Here is a 24,925-nt window from a genome sequence, read left to right as displayed (position 1 = left end):
GCCCGATCGCCGGTGCGGTCTAGGCTTTTGCCATGGACTCACCCGAGATCACCCAGGCGATGGATGCCCTGCGGGCCAGGCTGACGCCCGGAACCCGGACCATCCTGGGCATCACCGGCGCCCCGGGATCAGGGAAGTCCACCTTCGCGGAATGGATCCAGCGGCAGTTTGGGCCCGGGATGGCCGTAGTGGTGCCCATGGACGGTTTCCACTTGGGCAACTCCATCATTGACGGCACGCCGTTGCGGCAGCGCAAGGGTGCCATGGACACGTTCGACGCCGGCGGGTACCTTTCGCTGCTGCGCCGCCTGGTGCGCCGGGACGAGTCAGTCGTTTACGCCCCGGAGTTCCGGCGCACCATCGACGAGCCCGTTGCTGCGTCCATCGCCATCCCGGCCGACGTGCCCCTCGTCATCACCGAGGGAAACTACCTGCTGGCGGAGCAGGAGCCGTGGAAGGACATCCGGGCGCAGCTGGACGAGGTGTGGTTTGTGGAAACGCCCCCGGCCCTCCGGCTCAGCCGCCTGGTGGAACGGCACATGCGGTTCGGAATGGACCGGCTGGCAGCGGAGGCCTGGGCCAACGGCCCGGACGAGGCCAATGCGGTAGTGATCCAGGCGACCCGGGCGGCCGCGGACCGGATCATCCCCTGGAACTGACCGGTCCTGAGACCCGTAAAGAGAAGAACAGGAGAACCCATGGCAGCAACAGTCCGGCTCGGCGACGGTTTCGACGTCAGTCCCCTCGGCTTCGGCGGAATGGCCCTCACACCTGTTTACGGCGAGGTGGATCCGGGAGACGCGCTCCGGACGCTGCATCACGCCGTCGACTCCGGTGTCAGCTTTATTGACACCGCGGATATCTATGGCGGAGGCAGCAACGAGGAACTGATCGCTCAACTGCTGAAGGAGCGGCGGGACGAGGTCCAGCTGGCCACCAAGTTCGGCCTGGTGGGCTCGCCGGCGGACGGGTACACGGACATCCGGGGCGACGCCGGCTACATCCGGCAGGCAGTGGACCGCAGCCTGCAACGGCTGGGCACTGATGTGATCGACCTTTACTACATGCACCGCCGTGACCTCCGCGTTCCGATTGTGGAAACCGTGGAGGCCATGGCGGAGCTTGTGCAGCAAGGCAAGGTCAAACACCTTGGCCTGTCCGAGGTGACGGCCCAGGAGCTTGAAGAAGCCTCAGCCGTCCACCCCATTGCGGCGGTCCAGAGCGAATGGTCCATCTGGAGCCGCGACGTGGAACGCAACGTTGTTCCTGCCGCGGCCGCCCTGGGAGTGGGTTTTGTGCCGTACTCGCCGCTGGGCCGGGGATTCCTCACCGGCACCATTGACGCATCGAAACTGGGCGAGAAGGACTTCCGACGCCGGATCCCCCGCTTCGCCCCGGATGCGGCCAGTGCCAACCAGGCCGTGGTGGACACTGTCCAGGCCGTGGCTGACGAGCTGGATGCAACACCTGCCCAGGTGGCCTTGGCCTGGCTGCTCGCCCAAGGCAGGCGGCTGGGCCTTCCCGTGGTCCCCATCCCCGGCACGCGCAAAACCCACCGGATCGATGAAAACCTGGGCGCCCTGTCCCTGGACCTGACCCCGGCGCAGCTGGACGCGCTGGCCGAAGCCTCGGACGCCGTCGTCGGCTCCCGCTCGGCAGATCCCAACTGGGTGTCCGAAGGCCGCGAGTAACCAGGGCCTCACGAAGCCGTCCCTAGACTGATGCCCATGGACTCACTGATTAATGACCTGCCTGCGCTGACCATCCGGCGGATTTCCGTCAGCGAGATGGACAACAACGTGTACTTGCTCACCGCCAAGGCCAGCGGCGCGCAGGTGCTGATCGACGCCGCCGATGACCTTCCGGCCATCCGGCAGCTGCTGCAGGACGGTGCCGGTGACACGTCAGCCGCGCCGAAGCTGGCGCTGATCGCCACCACCCACCAGCACTGGGACCACGTCCGGGCGCTGAAGGAGCTGGTGGACGCAACCGGGGCGCGAACCGCTGCCGGGACGGACGACGCCGATGCGCTGCCCGTGGGAGTGGACGTGCGGCTCAGCCACGGCGACGTTGGGAATTTCGACGACTTCGACCTGACGGCTGTGCACCTGCGCGGCCACACGCCGGGTTCCATCGCTTTCGTGTACGAGGATCCCGAGGGTCCTGCGCACATCTTTTCCGGCGACTCGCTGTTTCCCGGCGGGGTGGGCAACACCCAGAAGGACCCGGCGCGGTTCACCCAACTTTTGGATGACGTCACCGAGCGGCTGTTTGGGGCCTACCCGGACTCGGCCATTGTGCACCCCGGCCACGGCAAGCCCACCACCCTTGGCGCGGAGCGCCCGCACCTGGAGGAGTGGCGCGCCCGCGGCTGGTGAACCAAACGGTGGTTGAGCCTGTCGAAACCGACAAGCTCAACCACCAAAGTGATAGCTAGCGGCCGCGGCGTTCGTTCGACGCCGGAGCCGAGGCGCGGCGCGGGCCGCTGCGGGCGGGACGGCCTGAGCCACCGCCGTTGCCGCCGTTGCCTGCACCGTAGGATCCGCCGGAGGTTCCACCGGTGTTGGAGGACCAGACGGCCTTGTTGCCGCCGGTTGCGCCTGCACCTGCACCGCGCTGGCCACCCGTACGGGCACCTGCGCCGGCTGCTGCTGCGCGCTGGCCGGTGGCCGGACGGCCGTTGCGCTGGCCGCCGGAGGAAGCCGGACGCCCTGAGGATGCGGGCCGGCCGGTACCGCCGCGGGGAGCGTCGCTGCGGGTAACGCGTGACTCTGCACGGCCGTCTGAACCGCGGCCGGCCGATGCACGGCCACCTGCCGCGGGGACGTCGTTGCGGTGTGTCGAAGCAGTGCCGCGGCCACGGGCGTTGCGGCGGGCCGCTGCTGCGGCAATGGCGCGGTCCTCGTTCTGCTCGGCAACCTTATCGAACGCTGCACGGGCTTCCGTGCGGCCTTCGAAGGCTGCGGCCCGGCGCTCGGCGCGGGGAACATCGGTGCGAACGGGCTCGGCAGAAACCTTGCCTCGTCCACCGCGGCCGCCGCGTCCACCGGCAACCGGGGAAGCCTGGCGGCGGGCGCGCTTGCGCTCGGCGTTGGCACCGGTGGACGTGCCGCCGCCCTGCTTGGCGGCCTTGGCTGCCAGCAGCGCAGCGCGGGTCCGGGGATCAATCTTGTCCGCGATTTCACCCACGAGCTCGCCCACGATGGGCGACGTGGCGGTGACGCGCTCGAAGCTGACGTCCACGCCGGCAGCCTTCATCAGCTTCTTTACGTCGGTCTGCTGCTCCGGCAGGGTGATGGTCACCACGGTGCCGTCGGAACCTGCGCGGGCGGTACGGCCTGAGCGGTGCAGGTATGCCTTGTGCTCTGTGGGCGGGTCAACGTGGATGACCAGTTCGACGTCGTCCACGTGCACACCGCGGGCGGCGACGTCGGTAGCAACCAGGACGCGGACGTCGCCGGAGGAGAACTCGGCGAGGTTGCGGTCACGGGCGTTCTGCGAGAGGTTGCCGTGTAGGTCCACGGCGGGGATCCCGGCGTCGGTCAGGGTCTTGGCGAGCTTGCGGGCGTGGTGCTTGGTCCGCATAAAGAGGACGCGGCGGCCGGCGCCGGAGGCGAGCTCCACGATCAGCTGCTTCTTGACGGTCTGGTCGTTGACCACCAGGACGTGGTGCTCCATGGTTGTCACCGCTGCCTGCGGGTCGTCCACGGAGTGGGTGAGCGGGTTGGACAGGTAGCGCTGGACGATCTTGTCCACACCGTTGTCCAGGGTGGCGGAGAAGAGCAGCCGCTGGCCCTGGCTGGGGGTCATGTCCATGAGCTTCTTCACCACGGGCAGGAAGCCGAGGTCGGCCATGTGGTCGGCCTCGTCCAGGACGGTGATTTCCACGGCCTCGAGGGTGAGGATGCGCTGGCGGATCAGGTCCTCCAGGCGGCCGGGGCAGGCAATAACAATGTCAACGCCGGCGCGCAGGGCCTTCTCTTGGCGCGCCTGGGAGATGCCGCCGTAGATCACGGTGGTGTTCAGGCCGGCGGCCTTGGCCAGCGGCTCGATGGTGGCGTTGATCTGGGTGGCCAGTTCACGCGTGGGTGCCAGCACCAGGCCCATGGGGCGGCCGGGCTTGCGGAAGTACGGGGCTTCGCGCTCGGCGAGGCGTGCCACCAGCGGGATGGCGAAGGCGATGGTCTTGCCGGAGCCGGTGCGGCCGCGGCCCAGGACGTCGCGTCCTGCCAGCGTGTCAGGGAGGGTCTTCACCTGGATGGGGAACGGGGTTTCGATTCCCTGGGCGGTGAGGGTGTCGGCAAGGGCCTTGGGTGTGCCGAGGGCAGCAAAAGTAGTCAAAGTCAAAGGTCTTTCAGGCGGTATCCGTGCGGATATCGGCCCCCGGCGCCGGTTGGCCCAGGGGGTTCGCCGAAGAAAAGTCAGGTGATCAACCAGCCTGCTGCCACTTATTCAAAGCGGCGGCCGGGACCAAATGGAACGCGTTCATCGACGCAGGATGTGCCTCTCACATGAAAAAAGCCCTGTCCCCTAAATGAAGGGGCACATGGGCATCACTGCACATCAAGTTCCACCAGTCTAGCATCCCGGGCCCGCTCCCCCTTCCCGCCCACCTCCGCCCCTCCCAACTAAGTAGCGCTAAGTGTCGTTTTGGGCCTCCAAAACGACACTTCGCGCTACTTACTTGGGCGTTGCCAACAGCGCAGCCGCGGGGCAGGGTTGAGGCATGACGGAACACGCGCCCCACCAGCACGAACAGCACGAACACGAGGCACCCCACGACGCTGGCGCCGGCCTTTTGGACGACGCCGCTCCCAGCCTCTCGGGGCACGACGACCCCCCGGGCGGTCAGGGGATCAGGGACGCCGCGGCCCTGTGGGACGAGCGGTACCGCAGCAAGGCCCAGATCTGGAGTGGCAAGCCGAACCCCCAGCTGGTGCGCGAAGCCGGCGGCCTGCGGCCGGGCCACGCACTGGACCTTGGTTGTGGCGAAGGAGCCGACGCCATCTGGCTGGCCCAGCACGGGTGGACCGTCACCGCCGTCGACGTTTCCGCCGTCGCGCTGGAACGCGCGCACGGACATGAGAAGGCGGCACTGGCGCGGGAAAGCGTGCACGCTGCCGATGGCGCCATCGCCAGCCGGATCCAGTGGCAGCAGGCCGACCTCGAGGAGTGGCAGCCTGAGGACTCCTACGACCTTGTGACCTCGCAGTTCCTCCACTCCCAGGAGCTGGCCTGGCAGGGGCCGCTCCGTGCGGCGGCAGCGGCCGTTAAACCCGGGGGAACCCTGCTGGTGGTTGGCCACCACCCCGACCGGTTGCCGCCCTGGGGAGGGGCGCACACCCACCACAACATGTTCTACACGGCTGATGAGCTGGTGCGGGAGCTGGAACTGGACAGCCCCGGGTGGCAGCTGGAAGTGCAGACCAGCCGGGAGCGGCCGGTGACCGGACCGGAAGGCCAGCAGGCCACCATCGCGGATGTTGTGGTCCGGGCCAGCAGGCTCCCCTGACTTTCAGGGGGTTTTGGCGGTGACCCGCGGCGCCACCGAAACCGCGGCAGCGGCGAGCACGGCGCAGAGTGCGAAGACCCCGGCGAAGGATCCGGCCGTCGTCGTAAACGCCGCGAAAACGATGCCGGTGGTGGCCAGCGCCAGCGCGCCGCCCAGTGAGTCCGAGATGGACATGGCCGAGCTGTTGAAGCCCTCATTCTCCTTGTCCGACAGCGCCAGCGTCATCACACTCAGCCGCGGATAGAGCAGGCCCATGCCGCCGCCCGCGAGAATCCACCCGGCGATGACGACGGCGGGTGGCCAGTGCAGCGCGGCCGTTGCCAGCGCGAGGAGCACGGCCCCGAGCACCATGAATGAGCCGGTGCGGACGGCGGCACGGTGGGACAACCGGGTGCCGAGACGGCCCTGGACCGCTGAGGCGCCCGCCCAGGCAATCGCTCCGAAGGTGAGGGTGAGGCCGGCAAAAGTGGGCGAAAAGCGGTACTGCTCGATCAGCAGGTACGGCAGGTAAACTTCAGCGCCGAAGAACCCGGCCGCGGCGAGCCCGCGGACCAGGATCACGCTGGGCAGGCCGCGGCGGGCGGCGAGCGTTCCCCGCGGCACCAGCGGCCGCACGGCAATCAATGCAATGACGACGGCGGCCACTGCCAGCAGTGCCGGCGCAGCGGTAAAGCCGGGGAGACGGACTTCCCGCGAGAGATTGAGCCCCAGCACTGCGAGCGCGGCGAGGCTGGCCCAGGCGAGCCGGCCCACGGCCCACGGGGTGGGCGGTTGCGCCGGGGCATCGCCTTGTTCCTGGCCCGGCAATGATTGACCCGGCGATGATTGACCCGGCAGTGATTGGCCCGGCGCCATGTTCCGGAGCACCGGCACGATCATCGCGAGGGCCGGGATCACGAGCCCCACCACACCCAGGAACACCCAGTGCCAGCTGAAAACCTGCGCCACGACGCCGGCGGCAAACGGGCCCACCAGGGACGGGATCACCCAGGCTGCGGAGAACGCCGCGAAGATCTTGGGGTGCAGCAGTCCCGGGTAGATGCGGGCCACCAGCACATACAGGGCCACGGTCAGGGCTCCGCCGCCGAGCCCTTGCACCAGCCTGCCCGCCACCAGTTGCGGCATGGACATGGACGTGCCCGCGATCAGCAGTCCTACGACGAACAGTGCCACGGACGCATAAAGGGGAGCGGCGGGGCCGCGGCGGTCGGACCAGTTCCCGGCGGCCACCATGCCGATCACGCCGGTCGCCAGCGGGCCTGCGAAGGCCAGGGCGTAAAGGTCCCCACCGTGCAGTTCCCGGCTCACTACCGGCATGATGGTGGTCACCGCCAGGGACTCGAACGCAGCCAGGAACACCAGCGCGCAAGTGCCAATGGTCACCCACAGGTAAGGCCGCTGCAGGATGCCGGAACGGGTGTCTGCCGATGGAAGGGTTGTGTCACGCACGCTGTTGGGCCGATCGGTTGTTTGTCTTTCGTGCCAGCTTATCGCCGGGCCTGGAAGACCTACCCGGCGCTTGCTACCGCCGCCGGGACAATGACCCGCCCCGTGGCTGTCGAGTCCTGGTTCAGCATCCAGCCCACCCGTTTGACGGTACTGAGCATCACCACACTCTCCACCAGTTCGATGTCCGGGATCCGCTGCTGCAGCGCAAGTTCGGCGTTCATCACATCGGCCAGCGACTGCAGCCACATGATGATCACAAAGTTGGTGCGGCCGGTGGTGGAGGCGCTGAGCCGGACGTTGCGGAGGCCGCGGAGCTCGGCCGCGGCAGCTTCATGCTGGCCTGGCGGCACGTTCGCGAACCACTGGCAGGTCACAGGGTAGCCGGAGAACTTCTGCGCCACTTCGCAGCGGAACGAGAGGAGCCTGCTGGCGAGGACCCGGTTCAGCTGGCGTTGGACTGTGGCGGGGTGGCGGCCCAGCGCCCGGGCGATGTCGGCCGCCGTCGCCCGCCCGTCCCTCGCAAGGAACGGAAGCAGTGCGAGGTGGCTTTCGGGCAGGGGCTCGACGACGGCGTCCGGAGGCGCCGAGCCTGCGGCCTCCGGGCCGGCCTTTGCCTGCAGCGCCGCGATCTGGGCGCGGTCCAGCACGTTCAGGCGCCAGGCGTAGCCGCCGGAGTGCAGCCTGGTGCACAGCGCGGTCTGGTACTTCAGCAGCCCGCCGATGTCCTGCAGCCGGGAGGCCACGGTGGTGGTGAACTCCTCCAGGGATTGGGTGAGGACTGTCAGCATCAGGTCGCGGTTGCTGGCGGCCTCCTCGATGGTGACAATCTCCGGGACGGCAGCCAGCGCCTCTGTGACCTCGGCACGGCGGTGCATGTCGCAGTCAACGTCTACAAGCGCCAGGCACATCTGTTTGGGGTCACCCATGAGGTGGGCTGTCACCCATGCGGCACCTGCCCCGCGGACTCGCTCCCACCTGGCTGCCAGGGTGGTGGCGTGAACGCCGAGGATTTCGCCCGCGTCCGCCCAGCTGATCCGCGGTGCGATCTCCAGCGCATTGATCAGGGCCAGGTCCTCCTCACTCAGTTCCATAGTCCCTATTCTTCCGCAGTTGTGCACAAAACGTGGAAGAGAAGGAGAAGAGGTGCATTTTTCGAGGACTTTCCACCAATGTGAACCACATCACCCCACACTTGACTCAGCCCATTCTTTGGAGGAGAAGTCAATGACCATCACATCCGCGGCCAGGGAACTCCAGCCGGAATTGACCCGATTCCGCCACGCCATGCACCAGGAACCGGAAATCGGCCTTGACCTGCCCCGGACACAGGAAAAAGTCCTCCAGGCCTTGGACGGACTGCCCTACGAAATCACCCTGGGCAAGGAGACGACGTCGGTCACGGCAGTATTGCGCGGCGCCGGCAACACAGCAGGAACCGAAGCAGCCGGCGCACAGGCGGCTCCGCCGTCGGTCCTCCTGCGTGCCGACATGGACGGCCTGCCCGTCCAGGAGAAGACCGGCGTGGACTACACCTCCCGCCTGGACGGCGCCATGCACGCCTGCGGCCATGACCTCCACACCGCCATGCTGACCGGCGCCGCAACGCTGCTGGCCGAAAACCGGCACCGCCTGGACGGCGATGTGGTCCTGATGTTCCAGCCCGGCGAGGAAGGTTTCGACGGCGCCAGCTACATGATCCGCGAAGGCGTCCTGGAGGCGCCCGGCCGCCGGGTGGACGCCGCCTACGGCATGCACGTGTTCTCCTCGCTCGAGCCGCACGGCACCTTCGCCACCAAGCCGGGCGTGATGCTCAGCGCTTCCGACGGCCTGGTGGTCACGGTGCTCGGCGCCGGTGGCCACGGCTCCGCCCCGCACGCGGCCAAGGATCCCGTGACCGCGGCGGCCGAGATGGTCACCGCTCTGCAGGTGATGATCACCCGCCAGTTCAACATGTTCGATCCCGTGGTGTTGTCCGTCGGCGTCCTCCACGCAGGCACCAAGCGGAACGTCATCCCGGAAACAGCGCGGATCGAAGCCACCATCCGGACGTTCTCCGAGGCCTCCCGCGAGAAGCTGATGGACTCGATTCCGCGGCTCCTGCAGGGCATCGCGTCCGCCCATGGCCTCGAGGTGGACGTCGACTACCAGCAGGAGTATCCCCTCACCATCACCGACGAGGACGAGACCCGTACTGCCGAGAACGTCATCACCGAAATGTTCGGCGATTCCCGGCTGTCCCGCTGGGCCACTCCCCTCAGCGGCTCGGAGGACTTCTCCCGGGTGCTGGCCGAAGTACCCGGCACCTTCATCGGCCTCAGTGCCGTCCCCCGCGGCGCGGACCACGCCACTTCCCCCTTCAACCACTCGCCGTACGCAACGTTCGACGACGGCGTGCTGGCCGACGGCGCTGCGCTCTATGCGGAACTCGCCATGCAGCGTCTGGCCGCCCTTTCGTCCACCCGCACCAACTCCTGATCCACCTTCCAGGAAGAGAACTGAAATGACCACTATCGTCAACCCGCAGCGCGCGGCGCGTACGGCTATGCGGAAAACCATCGTTGGTACCGGTATCGGCAATGCCGTGGAGTGGTACGACTGGGCGATTTACGCAACCTTCACCCCCTTCATCGCCAGCCAGTTGTTCAGCAAAGCGGATCCGGCGTCGGCCGTCCTGTCCACCCTGGCGATTTTCGCCGTCGGCTTCGTGGCCCGGCCCTTCGGCGGTTTCCTGTTCGGCTGGATCGGTGACCGTGTAGGCCGCAAGACGTCCATGACCCTCGCGGTGGGGCTGGCATCGCTCGGCAGCCTGATGATCGGCATCGCGCCCACCTTCGCCAGCATCGGCGCCTGGGCGTCGCTGATGCTGCTGGTGGCCCGGCTGGTGCAGGGCCTGGCGCACGGCGGCGAACTGCCGTCGTCGCAGACGTACCTGTCCGAGATGGCGCCGAAGGAAAAGCGCGGCTTCTGGGCCACCCTGATCTACACGTCGGGGACGGTGGGGATCCTGTTCGGCACGCTGCTGGGCGCGGTCCTGAACATGGCGCTGAGCACCGAGGCGATGAACGCCTGGGGCTGGCGCATCCCTTTCCTGATCGGCGCGGCGCTGGGGCTCTACGCCCTGATCATGCGGTCCCGGCTGCATGAGACCGAGGCTTTCGAGTCCGAGTCCGGCCGGGAAAAGCGTGCCCCGATCTGGCCGCAGATTGTCCGCCACCGGAAGCAGGCCCTGCAGGTCATCGGCCTGACGGTCGGGCTCACGGTGATCTACTACATCTGGGGTGTTGTGGCCCCGAGCTACGCCACCACCGCGCTGAAGATCGACCGCGGCGAAGCCCTGTGGGCCGGCGTCGTGGGGAACATCGTGTTCATCGCAGCGCTGCCGGTGTGGGGCAAGCTCTCGGACAGGATCGGCCGCAAGAAGGTGCTGTGGTCCGGAGCCATCGGGTCCGCTGTGATGCACTTCCCCATGACCTGGCTGCTGAAGGACTCCGCCTGGCAGCTGGCTGTCAGCATGTCGGTGATGCTCATCTTCATCGCCGCAAGCGCCGCGATTGTCCCGGCCGTATATGCCGAACTCTTCCCCACCAGCATCCGCACCGTGGGGGTGGGTGTCCCCTACTCCATCTGTGTGGCACTGTTTGGCGGCACCGCCCCGTACCTGCAGCAGTGGCTGGGCACCACCTTGCACATGCCGGACCTGTTCAACGTGTACGCCGTGCTGCTGCTGGCGGTCAGCGCAGCGTTCGTGTTCACCATTCCGGAGACCAAGGGCAAGGACCTCACCCACTAGTTCCCAACTAGGTAGCAGCAAGTGTCGTTATGGGCGCCCATAACGACACTTACTGCTACCCGGTTTCAATCTTCGACGAAGCGGTTCCGTCCGGCCCGGTAGCCGAACACGGCCGCGAGCAGCCCTACCGCCAGGAAGAGGATGCCGGCGGGGGTGAACGATCCCGTGGCCTGGTGCAGCTGGCCCACCATCAGGGTTCCCGTTGACCCCAGGCCGTAGCCCACGCCCTGCATCATCCCCGAAAGGTGCGCTGCAGTGTGGCCGTCACGGGTGCGGAGCATGATCATGGTCAGCGCCACGGCAGTGAGGCTGCCCTGGCCCAGTCCCAAAAGCCCTGCCCACATCCAGACCAGGTCAAGCGGACCGAAGATGCTCAGCGCGAAGCCGCCGCCGGTCATCAGCGCCACCACCGTGGCGATGGCACGCTGGTCCCGGAACCTCGCGGCAAGCGCCGGCGCAAAGAGCGAGCCGAGCATCTGCAGCACGATGCTCACCGACACGATCAGGCCAGCGGTGGCCCCATCCACGCCCCGCTCGCGCAGGATGGGCGCCAGCCAGGCGAACACGCTGAAGGACATCATGGCCTGCAGCACCATAAAGATGGTGACCTGCCACGCCACCGGCGAGCGCCACACGTTGACGCCGTCCTTCACCAGCTGGTGCCGCACGGCGCGTTGCCTGGCAGCAATGGGAAGGAACAGGAAAAGGACGACGGCGGCCGGCAGCGCCCAGAACCACAGCGCCTGTGTCCACTCCCCCGTCGCCGCGTAGACAGGGTAGGTGAAGCCGGCTCCGAGGGCGGCAGAGGCACAGATGGCTGTGGTGTAGAGCCCGCCCATCAGGCCAAGCCGATGGGGAAAGTCGCGTTTGACGAGTCCAGGCAGGAGCACGTTGCACAGGGCGATGGCGGCGCCGCAGGCAGCGGTTCCGGCCAGCAGGGTGGGCAGGTGCAAGGGTCCCACCGGGCGGAGCAGAAGCCCTGCGGTCAGGATCGCCATGGCCCCGAGGAGGACGCGCTCGGCACCGAAGCGTCGTGCCAGGACCGGGGCCAGCGGCGCAAACAGGCCCAGCAGTGTCACCGGGACGGTGGTCAGGACTACAACGGCCCACCCGGGCAAGGCCGCTTGCGACATGATTTCGGGCAGAACCGCGGAGAAACTGGAGAAGACAGTGCGCAGGTTCAGCCCGATCAGGACCAGGCACAGGCCCAGGTAAACAAGTGCAGGCCGGCCACCCACCCGGGTTGGTTCCGGTGCCGGCAGTTCATCGATCTCGGCGTCCACCAGATTGTCCCTGCGGGCCAGGTTGTCCGGCTGTTTTGCCAACTGGGGCTTCACCGCGCGCTCCCGGGGCCGCTGCTTCCTGGCCGCAGCATTCGTCGCTTCCGTCACCCGCCCATTCTTGCAGGACACAGGGAGGCGAAGTTATCCACATAGGGCAGCTGGCACCTGCTGCGAAGCTCACCGCCTCCATAGGTTGGAACCCTCACGATCCGGCCGACCAAGGAGCGACATGGGTGTTCCGCCACCAGAAGAGACCCAGCCTAAAGATGACACAGCACAGTCCGAAGCATCCGCCGCTGTGGACTCCTGGAATGCCCGGCGTGTCCATTACGAGCGTCAGGCAACAGCGGGCGTGGTGTTGGGAGGCCTTGCCATTCTCAGCATGTTCGTCACTGCCCCACTGGCGGCGTTTGCCATGCTCGGGACCTATCCGTCCGATGGCGGCCCCTCACCCACGCCCTGGGTGACGCCTTTGGTGTTCTTCAGCTTGCCCCTCCTGTTTGCTTTGCCGTCCCTGGCGCTGGCAATTTCCGTCATCAGGAATTCCCCGGACGCTTCGCCCGCCCGGTCGTCGGCAGCATTTGCTCTTTGCATCTCGGGGCTGGTCGTTGCGTTGGCTTTGGGGCCTGCACTGGACCTACTGGGGAACATATGATTCTGCGCGCCGGCCGCCGGTATTCTGGAAGGGATGAGCGAATCCCCAGAAACCCCCCAGCCGCAGCATGTCCCGAGGCAGGTGACCCCCGGCACGCAGGCGTCCTATGGCACGTACGGTGGCCGTCCCGTCAGTTTCGTCCGCCGCGGAACCCGCCTTCAGGGACGCCGGCAGGCCGCCTGGGAACTGCATGCCGAGCGGTGGGCCGTGAACGTCCCCCGCCATGTAGCCAACACCTCGGTCCACCCGGACTACACGTTTGATGCCGAGCTGGAATTCGGCCGCAAGGCACCCCTCATCGTCGAGATCGGTTCGGGCCTGGGCGATGCCATTTGCCACGCCGCTGAGCAGAATCCTGACACCAACTTCCTCGCAGTGGAGGTCTACACCCCGGGACTCGCCAACACCCTGATCAAAATCAACAGCCGGGGCTTGAGCAATGTGCGGGTTGTCGAGGCCAATGCTCCGGAAGTGCTGGCCACCATGCTTCCGGAGGGTTCAGTCAGCGAACTCTGGGTCTTTTTCCCGGACCCCTGGCACAAGTCGCGGCACCACAAACGCCGCCTCATCCAGCCAGAGTTCGCCGGCCTGGCCGCGCGGGCGCTCAAAAAAGGCGGACTCTGGCGGATCGCCACGGACTGGTCCAACTACGCCGTCCACGTCCGCGACGTCCTGGCGGACTCAAAGGACTTCGAAAACCTGCACACCGGCGAGCGGCGCGGACCCGAAAGCCCGCTGACCCAGGTGTGGCAGTCGGGCGTGGAATCAGTGGTGGGCGGAGCACCGGTCCGGGAAGGCCGTGCACCGGTCAGTACCGAACACACCGGGCCCAACGAGGGTGTGGATGAGACGGGCGGCTGGGCGCCGCGTTTCGAGGGCCGGATCCGGACCAGCTTCGAGGCCAAGGCCCATGAAGCCGGGCGGCTCATCTTCGACCTCTGCTACCGCCGACGGTAACACCCGACACCGTAATCCTTGCGGGGTGGCTCCAGCCCCGCCCCGGCGTGCACCAGGCCGCGCTCCACCAGGATTGGACCCGGCATCGGTTCCCCTGCCGGGCAGCGCGGCGCCGCGCCTTCAAACGCCCCAAACCACATGCTTTGACACGCTATTCCACATAGTTCTTTCCGCTTGCTGGGCCGCAACCGCCTCCGCATGGCACGATGGCGGTGTGCGGGGCACGCACCGATCGCGCCCTGGCGCCGGTACAAAGGAACAGCCATCAAAAGAGAACTGAAGCAGGCCGCGGACGCGGCGGAGAACGTCACCAACTCCCGCACGCTGGAGCTGCTGGCCAGGGCTGGCTTTGCGGCCAGTGGCATCCTGCATCTGCTGGTGGGGGCCATCGCCATCCGGCTGGCCATGGGCGGCACGGGAAATGCCGATTTCAGCGGCGCCGTGGCCGAACTGGCCACCCAGCCCGCCGGGCCCTTCCTCTTATGGGCCAGCTTTGCCGCCTGCGCCGCCTTGGCGCTGTGGCAGGCCAGCGATGCCATTTTCGACTACAACCACCTGCCAACCAAGGAAAAGGCGGGGAAGAAGGCCAAGGCGGCGGCGCAGGCCCTGGTGTACGCGGGTCTCGCCCTGACGCTGATGTCCTTCGCACGCGGCACGGGCTCAGGTGGGGACAACCAGCAGAAAGCCGTCGACTTCACCGCCTCACTGATGAAGGCTCCGGGCGGGGTGGCACTGCTGGTCCTGCTCGGCGCCGGTATCGCCGTGACCGGGGTGGCCTACGGCATCCGCGGAGTCAAACAATCGTTCGAGAAGCAACTGGTGATGCCGCCGTCCCCTGCGGCCAGGAAGGCCGTCACCGGACTGGGCGTGACCGGGTACGTGGCCAAGGGCACCGTGCTGCTGCTGACCGGGCTGCTTATTGCCATCGCCGCCATTGAGGCACATCCCGAGGAGTCCACGGGATTGGATGGCGCCCTGAGGGCGTTGCGCGACCAGCCCTTCGGGCTGTATGTCCTGGCGGCCGTGGGCGCGGGACTGATCTGCTACGGGGTGTACTCCATTGTCCGGGCGCGTCTGGCAAAGATGGTCCACTAACGGCGGCACCTGCAGACTGCGTGTCCAATACGGACGGGCTGCCAGCGTGAACGCATAGGGTTGGACCATGCCCCAGGTACGCGCCGAACGCTTCATCCGCATCGACCCGGACGTTGCTTTCGCCTTCTCCCAGACCACCGGCCGCTTCCGGCTGGGCTGGGATCCCTTCATTTCGGAACAACATTTCCTGGACGGCGCCGCCACTGCGGGCAAGGGCGTGCGGACCCGCACCCGCTCGCGCCTTGGCCTCACCATGGTCAGCGAGTACGTCTCCTACGCGCCGCCCCGGAACGTGGGCATGACCATGGTGTCCGGCCCTTGGTTCTTTGAAAACTTCGGCGGCGGCTGGAGGTTCACAGCGGACGACGGCGGCACCCGGGCAGTCTGGAAGTACACCTTTTCCTGCCGCCCTGCACTGCTGCGGCCCGGAATGGAACGGATCGGCGCCTGGCTGCTGGGGCGGGAAATCGAGAAACGGATTGAAGCATTCGCCCGCGCCTGCGAAAATCCGGCCCTGGTGGCCGAGTTCCGGAGGCTGGAAGCAGGCGATGCGGCCGGGAAGCAGGAGTAGCTTCTCGGCATTGCTGGTTCCCAGCGCAGGCATAGCCGCATACGGATCGGCCGCAGCGATCACACCAGCAATCAGGGCACGGTGATCACGGCAACCGTCTGCTGGGTTCCGTCCCGCAATTCCACGCTGGAGATGCTGCCCAGCTGGATGGGTGTTGCCCCCGTGACCTTCACCCGGCCGCTGGGGGTGGCGGTCCAGGCGCACGCGCGGTCCTCCCCGCCGGCCCGGTCCCTGACCCAGAGCGACAATGTGCCGTCGGAGGGAAGGCTGCTGCCGTTAACGGCCAACTCCGTCCCCCACGTTTTGCGGGCAAGGTCGATGCTGAACTGCAGCCCGCCGCCCGACTGGACAGAGTAGCTGGCGTCCGGCTGCGGTGCCCGGCCCAGGAGCGGACCCACGGCCAGTCCCACGGCGAGGCAGGCAGCGGCGACAGCGCCCGCGAGCGCCGCCCACCGCCGTCGTACTTTACGACGGCGGTGCGCCAGTTCGGAGAGGAGGGCCACCGGGGCCGCGGTTGAGGGCGCGGCAACCGCCGCTGACGGACCAGCGGTGAGCGCCACGGCGTCCGGCACCGGAACGGCGTCCAGCAGCATAGGCACTGTCTCCAGGCGGGCCAGTTCCTCCCGGCACTGCGGGCATTCGTGAAGGTGGTCTTCGAAACTCTTCAGGTCAACGGCATCCAACCCGCCCAGCAGGTAGGCGCCCAGCAGTTGGTGCAGCCCGGAAGCATTCACCACTCCACCCCCATTTCATCGAGGATGGTCCGCAGGGCCCGCACAGCGTAATAGGCGCGGGATTTCACCGTTCCGCTCGGGATGTTCAGCTGCAGGGCCGCCTCGTTCACGGTGAAGCGGCGGTAGTGCAAGGCCACCAGGACGTCTCGGTGCTCGGTGCTGAGGCGGAGCAGCGCCTCCTCGATCAGTACCCGGTTCAACAGTTCGTCCACTCGCTCCACGGCTTCGGCGTGACCGCTGAGCCCGTCGTCCAGCGCCTCAGCGGGGCGGCGTTGGGCACGGCGGTAATTGTCGATCATGATATTCCTCGCGGTACGGAACAGGTAGCTGCGAAGGCTGCCGGTCACCTCGGGTGCGTGTTGCCATACCCGGAGCACGGTTTCCTGGACCACGTCTTCGGCAAGCTGTGGATCACGGGAGGCGCTGAGCACAAAGCGGCGGAGGGCCGGGCCGTGTTCGCGGTAGATGGACTCCACCACGTCGTCATCAAGCGGCATTCGGCGGACCTCCTGTCCCAGCCTCCGGCACGGCTGTTCCGCGCTTCCCGGCTGATACGACGCCGGCAGCCGGGATTTGGTTCAACTGAACCATTCTTCACCCTGCGGCGTCGTACTGGTTAGCGTCCGGCGATCGGCGCCGGGCACCACCAAAGGAGCAACCATGAAACAGCGTGTGTTGGGGGCAGGCCTTGCAATCCTCGCCCTGTCGGCGGCCCTCACCGGGTGCGGCGGCGGCGGAACCACTCCTGCGGCCAGCAGTCCGGCTGTCACGGGAGGTGCACCTGCCGCCTCGGCAACCGCCCCCGCCGGCTCGGTATCGCCGTCCGCAACATCAACGGCGAGTGCAGGCGTTGACCTCAAGACGGCGTCCTCCAGCGCGGGCACTATCGTGGTGGACTCCAAAGGCATGAGCCTCTATTTCTTCACCAAGGACGTGAAGGATTCGGGCACCAGCGCCTGCACCGGCGGATGCCTGACGGCGTGGCCGCCGCTCACCACCACCTCTGATAAGCCGAAGGTCGAAGGGGTCACCGGGACGGTTGGCACCATCCCCACACCGGAAGGTAAGAAGCAGGTAACCCTGAACGGCCTGCCGCTGTACTACTTCGCGAAGGACACCAAACCCGGCGACGTGCTGGGCCAAGGCGTCAACGATGTCTGGTACCTTGCGGATCCGTCCGGCGAAATGATCAAGAAGATGGCTGCCTCGGGCTACTGACCGGATCACCTGGCCCTGTGGCCCGCGGTGGGCGCCCGGACGTCAGGGAAGCGGGACGGCCGGCAGCGTCCCCGGCAGGGGAACCTGCGAGGGGAGCGGCACCTCCGGTTGCTTGCCCAGGCCATCGGCGATCTGACCCGGGACTGCCGCGGGCAGGGTTTCTGAAGCGGGAACTTCCCCGGGCTGTCCCGGGGAAGTTCGCTGGCCACTGGGGGCGGTCGCAGCAGGACTGTCCGACGGCGGCTCAACCGCAGGGTGCGCTGCGGCTGGGTCGGCAGGGATGGACGCCGGGTCCGCTGACGGGGTGGCGGCCGGGGCTGTGACTGCGGGGGCTGCGGGCACAGGTGCCGCGGGCTGCTCCGCCTGGTCATCGGCAGGAACTCCCACTGAACCGGTGATGAAGGACGTGACCGCGTGGTTGAGCTGGGTGAAGGACTCACGGATGCCCTGGGGTGATGCAGCGGCAACCGCACCGCCGGCACCGAGTGATACCGCGACGGACAAGGTGGTGAGGACTGTGCGGCGCCTGGCCCTGCGGCGGGCTGCGAGTTCGTCACCAGGGGCGCCCGGTGCTGCCGCCACGGCGGGGGCCGGTGGTGTTTCCGCAACAGGGGCTCCGGCCATCAGTGCCAGCAGCTCGGCAGAGGGTTCCGGCGCGGCCGCGCCCAGGGCCTGGAGCTCCAGGAGGACGGGGCGGAGCTGGCTGTCGCCGCCCAGGTCTGCTTCCAGCAGCAGCTGGTCCACTGCCCCGGCGGCGCGGGATCCTGCGGTGTCACTCATGGTTTGCCTGGTTTCTTGAGAGCGTCTGTGCCTTGAGATTGGAAAGGGCCCGGCGTTGAAGCTGCTTGATGGCTCCCTCGCTTTTGCCCATGATTGCGGCCACCTGTTCGATGGACAGGTCGGCCACCACGCGCAGGGCCAGCACTTCCTGGTGTTCGTCACTGAGCCCCGCCAGCAGTGCTTCGGCCCCGCCGTTCAGTTCCACAGCGTGATCTTCCGCGCTGGGTGTGCTGCGGCTGTCCTCCTGCGGGTCGTAGGGAGTCAGCTGGGGCCTGCGTTCGAGCCGGCGGTAGTGGTCCACCATCCGGGCATGGGCGATGGAGAAGATCAGTGACTTTGCGCCCTGAAGGCGCCCGCTGAGGCCGTTGATCCTGGGGAAGAAAGCCAGGAATACGTCCTGGGTGACCGCTTCAGGATCGTCCACGCCACGTGCTTTGAGATAGCCCAGTACCGGTCCGGCGAAGGACCTGTAGGCAACGCCGAAGAGCGCTGCCGGATCGGTGCCGGCGGCGTCGTCGAATATATCGATATCTTCTTGGGCCAAAGTGTCAAGCACCAGCGGCTCCTCCATCCCGGGACAGGCAATCCCCGTCCCGGTTTACGCTGCGGTTCGCGGGCCCCGCCCGCACTGCCCCGACGGCCCCTGGCCGCTTCTGACGGACGGTATTCCGGTCTACTCCAGTGGTGCGGGCGGTGATCGGAAAGATCGGCACTGCCGTACTGCGGGAAACGGAATCCGGGCCGTTTCCCGCAGTACACCCTAGCTAAGCGTGCCTAGCGGACCGAAACGGAGGGTGCGTCCACAACGTTGCGGGCGCCGGCGGGGACGGCGGGAACTGCCGGTACGGCGGGGACTGCACGCTCGCCGTCGACAGCCGGGACGGCGGGCACAGCCGGGACTGCCGGAACAGCAGGCAGCTCAGGACGGTCCACGTCTACAGCGGCGGAGCCGGCTGCCTCAGCGCCGGCCTCAGCGGCGGCATCGGCCTGGGCCACGACGTCGGAGCAGAAGCTGCCGATGTTTGCTTCGCCGTGCGCGGCAACCGCGAGTGAGGAGAAGCCCTCGGAGGAGGCGTCCAGGCCGCCGTTGGTGAAGGCCGTGCACAGGGCGAGCGATGCGGCACCGGCTGCGTCAACGGCAGTGCTGGCCGCAGCGGAGACGGAGGCCTGTGCGGCGACGTTGTCGTCAGAAACGGTGGCGTCTGCGGAGGCGTCTGCGTCTGCGTCGGCGGCGGCGTTGGCTGCTGCGTTTGCGGCCGAATCTGCGGTGCCCTGGCCTTCGCCGGCAGCTTCTGCTGCGAGCTTCGGGGCCGGTGCGCCGAAGACATCGTGCGCGGTCTGCTGAGCTTCGGTGGGGAGGACGCCGGTAACGGCAGCTGCCCCGGTTCCGCCGACGGCGATGGTGCCGGCTGCCAGTACTCCGGCGGCGACTTTGCTGGTGGCGAGAACGGTGAACAACGACATAAAACTCTCCAAAACCTAGGCAACATGTTCAGTTCGGGCCCGGCGGGCGGGCCCATCACCTCCTACATCGCCGGGGGCGGCGGAAAGGTTACGGGCGCGAAGAATCTTTTTTCGAGGCGGTCGGCGGCAGGGCCGGCGGCGCCGTCGGGAGGCGCGTCCGGCATTACGATCGAGGCATGCCTACAAACCCCCAGCCGGCACTCGTACCGCAGAAGAAAGCCGGCACCTGGCAGCTGATGGTGGACAACAACAAGGCCCTCCTGATGCGGAAGACCGGCCAGGACACCGCGTATTGGGCGGAGAAAGCCCGGGCCGCCGGCGTCCAAAACGACGGCGAGCTGCGCCGCTGGATGCGCGACGAATTCGGGGTGAGCGGGTACGCCCAATATGCGGTGTCCTGGGAAATGTTCGGTTACCCGGACTTTATGCTTCGTGATGCCGACGAACTGATCGCCGGCCAGTATGTGAATCATCCGCATCTGAGGCCCATCGCTGATGCCCTCTTGGCGTGGGCTGCCGCCACGGACGGCGTGGGAATCCAGATGCGGAAGGGCTACGTGTCCCTGCACAGCCGGCGGCGGAAGTTCGCCCAGGTCACCAGGACCACCAACAACGCAGTGGACGTGACACTCCGGCTTGGGGCCGGTGAGCCCGGTGCTTCTACGCCCGGTGCCCCCGCGGCGCACAGGATCGAGGCAGTCAAGACCAGGCCGGATGATCCGTTCACCCGCCGGGTGCGCCTGACCTCCGAGGACCAGGTGGACGACGAACTGCTGGAAATCCTGGCGGTTGCCCTGGCCCAGAACAGCTGACGCGGGTCCAACAGCAAACAGCTGGCGGGGCGCCCTGCCGGCGCCCCGCGTGCCCGCCTAGGCTTCGACCATCTCCGCGTCGGCTTCCTCGAACTCCACTGCCGCCACGATCTCCTGCGTTTCGGGGTTGACCATAAAGGCCTCGTCGTCCTCCTCCACCATGAGGAAGTCGCCATGGTCGGTGGAGAAGTGCCAGGCGAGGGTCTTCTCTCCGTCGTGAACGTAGTTCGGATCGCCCATGGTGATCTTGATCAGCTCATACCCGGCGATGCTGCAGAGTTCGCGGATGATGATCTCGAAGTCCGGGGCATCCTCCAGCGCTTCAGCCTCGGCCTGCGCCTGGCGTTCCGGCAGGTCCGGGATCTGGGCGACGAGGCGTTCGATGTACGCGCCGATCTCCTCGTCGTCCAGCACCAGCAGTTCCGCCTGGCCGCGCAGCCAGGCCGCGTTGAGTGCCGTGATGTTTTCACTCTCCAGCAGCTCCTCGAACTCGCCGTCGAGCTCCTCCATGCGGAGGACACCGTCGGGTGTTTCCGCTGTGTCGTCCAGGCCGCCGTCGAGGTAGAGTTCCTCGTCTTCCTCGGACAGGTCATCGAACGCCTCCACCGCGCGGTTGAAGAGGTCCAGGTGTGCGGTGGCGCCCATTCCCGCCATGCCTTCGCGGATCAGCGTGTCCGTTTCGGAGCGGTCGACGGCGGTGAACACGTACTGCGCGAAGCCACCCTCAAGTGCCTGCGTGAGGTAGAAGTCCACGTAGTAGCTGCGGACTGCAACGGGCGACATCTCCTCGGTGCGAAGCAGGGCGGTGTGCATGGCGTCGACGATGCTGACATTGGCTTCGACGACGTCTTCGTCGTTTGATGCGATGCTGCTGCTGGTCAGGACGACGGGCTGCTGGCTGGTGGTCATGGCAATCCTCACTGCTTTTGCGGGTGCTGCTTGAACACTTTTCACGCTACGTGCGCCTGGTACCCGCAGGGTTGAGGAGGAAATGAACGTCCGGCGAAGTTTCCGGGGCTTTTGAATCCCGCCGGCGAACTAAGATGGATCAGATAACCAACCACCGGCCCGGCCCCGCCGCGGCCTGTTGAAAGTAGCGCGCGCCATTCCATCCCACCCGGACGAAAGCTCGGCACTGGCAATACAGACCCCCGCCATCAACGACCGTTCCCTGGCCGCCGGACTGGCCTACGCCATGGGCAGCCGTGTTTCGGGCATCTCTTTCGATCCCGCCACCGGGCTCATGCTGGGCAAGGTCCGGGGCGGCGCTGACCTGCCCTATTCCACTACCGCCAAACTGGTCCGCAAGGGCGGCGGCTGGAGCTGCACGGTGGGCGTGTGCAGCTGCCCGGTCCGGAAGGACTGCAAGCACGTGGCGGCGCTGCTCTTCGCGGCGGAGGACAACCCGGCCACCCGCGTCCAGCTGCTGTCCCCGGGCGGCGCACCCGCCACCCAACTCTCGCGGGAGCCCTCCGCGGCCGTGTCCGATTGGGAAAAGGCCCTCAGCCCCCTGATCTCCCAGCCCGGCGCCGCACCCTCCACCGGCGGTGTCCCGCTGGCCCTCCAGTTCGAGATTGAGGAGCCGGCACCGCACTTCTCCTACACAGGCCGTCGGGACCCCCTCCGCAGCGTCCGCCAGCTCAAGGCCCGCCCGGTCATCATGGGGGCCAAGGGCAAGTGGATCCGCGGTGACGTCTCCTGGAACACCCTGAGCTACCTGAACTTCCGCCGCGAATGCAACGTTTCGCATGTGGAGTGGATGCAGGAGTTCCTGGCCGCCCACTCCGCCTCGGCCAGCCGGATGCAGAACTCCTCGGGCCTGTGGCTGGGCCTGAACACCTATTCCGGCAAGAACCTGTGGAGCCTGCTGGCAGACGCCGGGAAGATCGGCCTGGCACTGGTTCACTCCAAGGGCAGCGAACCGGTGCGGCTCGCGGAGTCCCCTGCCGCCGTCGGCCTTAACCTGGGCCGTTACGGTGCTCCTGTTGAAAGCCCGCTGGATGAAAACCCCGGGGCTGAACCCGCGGCGGGGCAGCGTGTCCCGCTTAAGGAGCAGGCGTCCGACGGCGGCCTGGAGCTTGCGCCCACCATCACCGTGGAGGGGGAGGATGTTGATCCGGCCGCCGTGGGAACCATCGGCCGGCCCGCGCACGGCATCTTCTTCACCTCCGGCGAAGCCTCCCTGCCGGGAGTCCCCGACCCCGACGGCATTATCACGCTGGCACCGCTTGAGGGCGGCCTGAGCGAAGAACTGCTGGCGTTTGTCACGGCCGGAAGCACCCTGCACATCCCCGCCAAGGACGAGACACGCTTCCTCACCGGTTTCTATCCCAAGCTCAAGCAAACCGCCCGGGTCACGGCCCGCGACGAGTCCGTGTCACTGCCCGCACTGGCCGTCCCCACGCTCTCGCTGCTCGCCAACTACGGTGCGGACCACAGGCTCCGGCTGCACTGGGAGTGGCACTACAAGACCGGAAAGCTCGTTACCGCCCAGCCGCTGTGGCGGCACCCCGGTGACCACGGCTACCGCGACGACACCGCCGAGGCCCGCATCCTGGAAGGCGTGGGCAGGCCGTGGGAAGTGGTTCCCGCCCTGGGTGAATCCGCCACCGGCGGCTGGGGAACCCCCCGGCTCGCTGCGTCCGTGGAGCTGAAGGGCCTGGACACCCTGGCCTTCACCGAGGAGGTGCTCCCCCGGCTGCGCGAGGCTCCCGATGTGGACGTGGACACCGTGGGCGAGATCGCCGACTACCGCGAGGCCGAGGAAGCACCCGTGGTTTCCATTTCCACCAAAGCCACCGAGCAGCGCGACTGGTTCGACCTCGGCATCCAGATTTCCCTGGAGGGCCAGCCGGTCTCCTTCGCCGCAGTGTTCTCGGCGCTCGCCGCGGGCCAGACCAAAATGCTGCTGCCCAGCGGCGCCTATTTCTCCCTCGACCTGCCCGAGCTCCACCAGCTCCGCGCGCTGATCGAGGAGGCGCGCTCCCTGCAGGACAACAAGGATGCGCCGCTGCAGATCAGCCGATTCCAGGCCGGCCTGTGGGATGAGCTGGCACAGCTGGGGATCGTGGACGAGCAGGCGGCGGCCTGGCGATCGGCCGTGGGCGGTTTGCTGGAAGGCGGCGTGGACGGCCTGCCGCTGCCTGCCACCCTCAACGCGGAGCTGCGTCCCTACCAGCTGGAGGGCTTTAACTGGCTCACCTTCCTGTACAAGCACAGCCTGGGCGGCATCCTCGCCGACGATATGGGCCTGGGCAAGACCGTGCAGGCGCTCGCGCTGATGTGCGCGGCGAAGGAACTGGCCCTGCCGGCCGTTGCGGAGGGTTCAGCGTCCGACGCCGGTGCTCCTTTTTTGGTGGTTGCGCCCACCAGCGTGGTGGGCAACTGGGCCCTGGAAGCGACGCGCTTCGCGCCCGGCCTGAAGGTCCACGCCATCAGCGAGACCTTCGCCAAGAGCAGCCAGGTTCCGGCCGAGGCGCTCGCCGGCGCGGACATTGTGATCACGTCCTATGCGCTGTTCCGGATTGATTACGAAGCCTACGCGTCCACACAGTGGGCGGGCCTGGTGCTGGACGAGGCCCAGTTCGTGAAGAACCACCAGTCCAAGGCCTACCAGTGTGCCCGGAAACTGCCGGCGGCCTTCAAGCTGGCCATCACGGGCACCCCGCTGGAGAACAACCTGATGGAGTTCTGGGCCCTCACCTCGATCGTGGCCCCCGGCCTGTTTTCCAGTCCCAAACGCTTCGCCGAGTACTACCAGAAGCCGGTGGAGAAGAACGGCGACAAGGGGCAGCTGGACAAGCTCCGCCGTCGGGTCCGTCCACTGATGATGCGGCGCACCAAGGACCAGGTCATCAAGGACCTGCCACCGAAACAGGAGCAGATTCTCGAAGTGGTGCTGAACCCGCGCCACCAGAAGGTGTACCAGACGCACCTGCAGCGGGAACGGCAGAAGATCCTGGGGCTGATCGAGGACGTCAACAAAAACCGGTTCACCATCTTCCAGTCGCTGACCCTGCTGCGGCAGCTCAGCCTGGACGCCTCCCTCGTTGATCCGGCACTTGCATCCGTCCGGTCCAGCAAGCTGGACGTATTGTTCGAGCAGCTGGAGGACCTAGTGGCGGAGGGCCACCGCGCCCTGATCTTCAGCCAGTTCACCGGGTTCCTGGGGAAGGTCCGCGAGCGGCTGGACGAGGAGAAGATCGAGTACTGCTACCTCGACGGCGGCACCCGCAACCGCGCCGACGTGGTCAGCGAGTTCAAGAACGGCAGCGCACCGGTGTTCCTGATCTCCCTGAAGGCCGGCGGTTTCGGCCTCAACCTCACCGAAGCCGACTACGTGTTCCTGCTGGACCCGTGGTGGAACCCGGCCTCCGAGGCCCAGGCCGTGGACCGTACCCACCGGATCGGGCAGGCACGGAACGTGATGGTCTACCGGCTCGTGGCCAAGGACACCATCGAGGAAAAGGTGATGGCGCTGAAGGCCCGCAAGTCGCAGCTGTTCGCCGACGTAATGGAGGGCGACGCCCTGGCCGGCGGTGCCATCACTGCCGAGGACCTGGCAGGGCTGTTCCAGGAATAGGCGGGGAACCCTTCGCAGCTGCA

The 24,925-nt window shown here is 67.1% G+C and carries 23 protein-coding genes; 13 read left to right on the top strand and 10 right to left on the bottom strand.

Annotation, left to right across the window (positions count from 1 at the left end; genetic code table 11):
- The first annotated feature begins 32 nt into the window (after nucleotides 1-32).
- The 3 genes from QRN11_RS04645 to QRN11_RS04635 are packed head-to-tail and all read left to right on the top strand — an operon-like array spanning nucleotide 33 to nucleotide 2,378.
- Nucleotides 33-659: a nucleoside/nucleotide kinase family protein gene (locus QRN11_RS04645; RefSeq protein WP_285250068.1), complete on the top strand. Its 627-nt coding sequence runs from the start codon at nucleotides 33-35 to the stop codon at nucleotides 657-659.
- 39 nt (nucleotides 660-698) lie between these two features.
- Complete coding sequence (locus tag QRN11_RS04640; protein ID WP_285250067.1) at nucleotides 699-1,691, top strand: aldo/keto reductase; 993 nt, start codon at nucleotides 699-701, stop codon at nucleotides 1,689-1,691.
- A 36-nt stretch (nucleotides 1,692-1,727) separates the two neighbouring features.
- Nucleotides 1,728-2,378: an MBL fold metallo-hydrolase gene (locus QRN11_RS04635; protein ID WP_285250066.1), complete on the top strand. Its 651-nt coding sequence runs from the start codon at nucleotides 1,728-1,730 to the stop codon at nucleotides 2,376-2,378.
- Nucleotides 2,379-2,433: 55 nt separating this feature from the next.
- Here QRN11_RS04635 and QRN11_RS04630 read toward each other — a convergent pair whose 3' ends face one another.
- Nucleotides 2,434-4,341 carry a DEAD/DEAH box helicase gene (locus QRN11_RS04630; protein ID WP_285250065.1) on the bottom strand — a complete coding sequence of 636 codons (1,908 nt, stop codon included), beginning with the start codon at nucleotides 4,339-4,341 and terminating at the stop codon, nucleotides 2,434-2,436.
- 385 nt (nucleotides 4,342-4,726) lie between these two features.
- On the opposite strand from QRN11_RS04630, the gene QRN11_RS04625 reads away from it, so the two are divergent.
- Nucleotides 4,727-5,512 carry a class I SAM-dependent methyltransferase gene (locus QRN11_RS04625; RefSeq protein WP_285250064.1) on the top strand — a complete coding sequence of 262 codons (786 nt, stop codon included), beginning with the start codon at nucleotides 4,727-4,729 and terminating at the stop codon, nucleotides 5,510-5,512.
- Nucleotides 5,513-5,515: 3 nt separating this feature from the next.
- Here the strand turns inward: QRN11_RS04625 and QRN11_RS04620 are convergent, their stop codons facing one another.
- Both QRN11_RS04620 and QRN11_RS04615 read right to left on the bottom strand, forming a co-directional pair.
- Nucleotides 5,516-6,961 carry an MFS transporter gene (locus QRN11_RS04620; protein WP_285250063.1) on the bottom strand — a complete coding sequence of 482 codons (1,446 nt, stop codon included), beginning with the start codon at nucleotides 6,959-6,961 and terminating at the stop codon, nucleotides 5,516-5,518.
- Between the two features lie 59 nt (nucleotides 6,962-7,020).
- Complete coding sequence (locus QRN11_RS04615) at nucleotides 7,021-8,052, bottom strand: Lrp/AsnC family transcriptional regulator (RefSeq protein ID WP_285250062.1); 1,032 nt, start codon at nucleotides 8,050-8,052, stop codon at nucleotides 7,021-7,023.
- Between the two features lie 133 nt (nucleotides 8,053-8,185).
- On the opposite strand from QRN11_RS04615, the gene QRN11_RS04610 reads away from it, so the two are divergent.
- Nucleotides 8,186-9,436: a M20 metallopeptidase family protein gene (locus tag QRN11_RS04610; RefSeq protein ID WP_285250061.1), complete on the top strand. Its 1,251-nt coding sequence runs from the start codon at nucleotides 8,186-8,188 to the stop codon at nucleotides 9,434-9,436.
- A gap of 25 nt (nucleotides 9,437-9,461) precedes the next feature.
- Nucleotides 9,462-10,751, top strand: coding sequence for an MFS transporter (locus QRN11_RS04605; protein WP_285250060.1), 1,290 nt, complete (start codon nucleotides 9,462-9,464; stop codon nucleotides 10,749-10,751).
- 65 nt (nucleotides 10,752-10,816) lie between these two features.
- On the opposite strand, the gene QRN11_RS04600 is transcribed toward QRN11_RS04605, so the two are convergent.
- The gene (locus QRN11_RS04600) at nucleotides 10,817-12,142 is read right to left on the bottom strand and encodes a CynX/NimT family MFS transporter (protein WP_502935010.1); all 1,326 of its coding nucleotides are present in this window, start codon (nucleotides 12,140-12,142) and stop codon (nucleotides 10,817-10,819) included.
- A 121-nt stretch (nucleotides 12,143-12,263) separates the two neighbouring features.
- On the opposite strand from QRN11_RS04600, the gene QRN11_RS04595 reads away from it, so the two are divergent.
- The 4 genes from QRN11_RS04595 to QRN11_RS04580 all read left to right on the top strand — a co-directional run bounded on the left by QRN11_RS04595 (nucleotide 12,264) and on the right by QRN11_RS04580 (nucleotide 15,312).
- The gene (locus QRN11_RS04595) at nucleotides 12,264-12,689 is read left to right on the top strand and encodes a hypothetical protein (protein ID WP_285250059.1); all 426 of its coding nucleotides are present in this window, start codon (nucleotides 12,264-12,266) and stop codon (nucleotides 12,687-12,689) included.
- Nucleotides 12,690-12,722: 33 nt separating this feature from the next.
- Entirely contained in the window at nucleotides 12,723-13,646 is a 924-nt protein-coding gene (gene trmB / locus QRN11_RS04590) for a tRNA (guanosine(46)-N7)-methyltransferase TrmB (RefSeq protein ID WP_285250058.1), read from the top strand.
- Between the two features lie 198 nt (nucleotides 13,647-13,844).
- Entirely contained in the window at nucleotides 13,845-14,741 is an 897-nt protein-coding gene (locus QRN11_RS04585) for a DUF1206 domain-containing protein (protein WP_350223967.1), read from the top strand.
- 67 nt (nucleotides 14,742-14,808) lie between these two features.
- The gene (locus QRN11_RS04580) at nucleotides 14,809-15,312 is read left to right on the top strand and encodes an SRPBCC family protein (RefSeq protein WP_285250057.1); all 504 of its coding nucleotides are present in this window, start codon (nucleotides 14,809-14,811) and stop codon (nucleotides 15,310-15,312) included.
- Nucleotides 15,313-15,383: 71 nt separating this feature from the next.
- On the opposite strand, the gene QRN11_RS04575 is transcribed toward QRN11_RS04580, so the two are convergent.
- Nucleotides 15,384-16,046, bottom strand: a complete 663-nt coding sequence (locus QRN11_RS04575; RefSeq protein ID WP_285250105.1) for a zf-HC2 domain-containing protein — start codon at nucleotides 16,044-16,046, stop codon at nucleotides 15,384-15,386.
- The gene (locus tag QRN11_RS04570; RefSeq protein ID WP_091423337.1) at nucleotides 16,043-16,543 is read right to left on the bottom strand and encodes a sigma-70 family RNA polymerase sigma factor; all 501 of its coding nucleotides are present in this window, start codon (nucleotides 16,541-16,543) and stop codon (nucleotides 16,043-16,045) included. Before QRN11_RS04570 ends, QRN11_RS04575 begins: the two co-directional genes overlap by 4 nt.
- A 163-nt stretch (nucleotides 16,544-16,706) precedes the next feature.
- Here QRN11_RS04570 and QRN11_RS04565 point away from each other — a divergent pair, with 163 nt between their 5' ends.
- Nucleotides 16,707-17,264 carry a COG4315 family predicted lipoprotein gene (locus QRN11_RS04565; protein WP_142063530.1) on the top strand — a complete coding sequence of 186 codons (558 nt, stop codon included), beginning with the start codon at nucleotides 16,707-16,709 and terminating at the stop codon, nucleotides 17,262-17,264.
- A gap of 42 nt (nucleotides 17,265-17,306) precedes the next feature.
- On the opposite strand, the gene QRN11_RS04560 is transcribed toward QRN11_RS04565, so the two are convergent.
- The 3 genes from QRN11_RS04560 to QRN11_RS04550 form a co-directional block, all read right to left on the bottom strand.
- Nucleotides 17,307-18,044: a hypothetical protein gene (locus tag QRN11_RS04560; protein WP_285250056.1), complete on the bottom strand. Its 738-nt coding sequence runs from the start codon at nucleotides 18,042-18,044 to the stop codon at nucleotides 17,307-17,309.
- On the bottom strand, nucleotides 18,037-18,615 hold the full coding sequence (locus QRN11_RS04555; RefSeq protein ID WP_285250055.1) for an RNA polymerase sigma factor: 579 nt from the start codon (nucleotides 18,613-18,615) through the stop codon (nucleotides 18,037-18,039). The genes QRN11_RS04560 and QRN11_RS04555 overlap by 8 nt, the downstream gene beginning before the upstream one ends.
- 203 nt (nucleotides 18,616-18,818) lie before the next feature.
- Nucleotides 18,819-19,508 (bottom strand): protein tyrosine phosphatase, encoded by a 690-nt coding sequence (locus QRN11_RS04550; protein WP_285250054.1) that lies wholly within the window; start codon nucleotides 19,506-19,508, stop codon nucleotides 18,819-18,821.
- A 176-nt stretch (nucleotides 19,509-19,684) separates the two neighbouring features.
- On the opposite strand from QRN11_RS04550, the gene QRN11_RS04545 reads away from it, so the two are divergent.
- Entirely contained in the window at nucleotides 19,685-20,320 is a 636-nt protein-coding gene (locus tag QRN11_RS04545) for a DUF5655 domain-containing protein (protein WP_285250053.1), read from the top strand.
- Between the two features lie 57 nt (nucleotides 20,321-20,377).
- Here QRN11_RS04545 and QRN11_RS04540 read toward each other — a convergent pair whose 3' ends face one another.
- Nucleotides 20,378-21,229, bottom strand: a complete 852-nt coding sequence (locus tag QRN11_RS04540) for a DMP19 family protein (RefSeq protein ID WP_285250052.1) — start codon at nucleotides 21,227-21,229, stop codon at nucleotides 20,378-20,380.
- A gap of 196 nt (nucleotides 21,230-21,425) precedes the next feature.
- On the opposite strand from QRN11_RS04540, the gene QRN11_RS04535 reads away from it, so the two are divergent.
- Complete coding sequence (locus QRN11_RS04535; protein WP_285250104.1) at nucleotides 21,426-24,902, top strand: DEAD/DEAH box helicase; 3,477 nt, start codon at nucleotides 21,426-21,428, stop codon at nucleotides 24,900-24,902.
- The last annotated feature ends 23 nt before the right edge of the window (nucleotides 24,903-24,925 follow it).

The organism is Pseudarthrobacter sp. fls2-241-R2A-168, from assembly GCF_030209335.1.
In the GTDB taxonomy this organism is placed as follows: Bacteria; Actinomycetota; Actinomycetes; order Actinomycetales; family Micrococcaceae; genus Arthrobacter.
The sequence above is the reverse complement of the archived record's forward strand: the minus strand, read 5'-3'. Positions and strand labels throughout refer to the sequence as shown.

What these genes read in the sequence shown, in the direction of transcription:
- QRN11_RS04645 (WP_285250068.1), top strand. Translation starts at nt 33, where the DNA reads ATGGACTCACCCGAGATCACCCAGGCGATGGATGCCCTGCGGGCCAGG.
- QRN11_RS04640 (WP_285250067.1), top strand. Translation starts at nt 699, where the DNA reads ATGGCAGCAACAGTCCGGCTCGGCGACGGTTTCGACGTCAGTCCCCTC.
- QRN11_RS04635 (WP_285250066.1), top strand. Translation starts at nt 1,728, where the DNA reads ATGGACTCACTGATTAATGACCTGCCTGCGCTGACCATCCGGCGGATT.
- QRN11_RS04625 (WP_285250064.1), top strand. Translation starts at nt 4,727, where the DNA reads ATGACGGAACACGCGCCCCACCAGCACGAACAGCACGAACACGAGGCA.
- QRN11_RS04615 (WP_285250062.1), bottom strand. Translation starts at nt 8,052, where the DNA reads ATGGAACTGAGTGAGGAGGACCTGGCCCTGATCAATGCGCTGGAGATC.
- QRN11_RS04610 (WP_285250061.1), top strand. Translation starts at nt 8,186, where the DNA reads ATGACCATCACATCCGCGGCCAGGGAACTCCAGCCGGAATTGACCCGA.
- QRN11_RS04605 (WP_285250060.1), top strand. Translation starts at nt 9,462, where the DNA reads ATGACCACTATCGTCAACCCGCAGCGCGCGGCGCGTACGGCTATGCGG.
- QRN11_RS04595 (WP_285250059.1), top strand. Translation starts at nt 12,264, where the DNA reads ATGGGTGTTCCGCCACCAGAAGAGACCCAGCCTAAAGATGACACAGCA.
- trmB (WP_285250058.1), top strand. Translation starts at nt 12,723, where the DNA reads ATGAGCGAATCCCCAGAAACCCCCCAGCCGCAGCATGTCCCGAGGCAG.
- QRN11_RS04585 (WP_350223967.1), top strand. Translation starts at nt 13,845, where the DNA reads ATGGCACGATGGCGGTGTGCGGGGCACGCACCGATCGCGCCCTGGCGC.
- QRN11_RS04580 (WP_285250057.1), top strand. Translation starts at nt 14,809, where the DNA reads ATGCCCCAGGTACGCGCCGAACGCTTCATCCGCATCGACCCGGACGTT.
- QRN11_RS04570 (WP_091423337.1), bottom strand. Translation starts at nt 16,543, where the DNA reads ATGCCGCTTGATGACGACGTGGTGGAGTCCATCTACCGCGAACACGGC.
- QRN11_RS04565 (WP_142063530.1), top strand. Translation starts at nt 16,707, where the DNA reads ATGAAACAGCGTGTGTTGGGGGCAGGCCTTGCAATCCTCGCCCTGTCG.
- QRN11_RS04560 (WP_285250056.1), bottom strand. Translation starts at nt 18,044, where the DNA reads ATGAGTGACACCGCAGGATCCCGCGCCGCCGGGGCAGTGGACCAGCTG.
- QRN11_RS04555 (WP_285250055.1), bottom strand. Translation starts at nt 18,615, where the DNA reads ATGGAGGAGCCGCTGGTGCTTGACACTTTGGCCCAAGAAGATATCGAT.
- QRN11_RS04550 (WP_285250054.1), bottom strand. Translation starts at nt 19,508, where the DNA reads ATGTCGTTGTTCACCGTTCTCGCCACCAGCAAAGTCGCCGCCGGAGTA.
- QRN11_RS04545 (WP_285250053.1), top strand. Translation starts at nt 19,685, where the DNA reads ATGCCTACAAACCCCCAGCCGGCACTCGTACCGCAGAAGAAAGCCGGC.
- QRN11_RS04540 (WP_285250052.1), bottom strand. Translation starts at nt 21,229, where the DNA reads ATGACCACCAGCCAGCAGCCCGTCGTCCTGACCAGCAGCAGCATCGCA.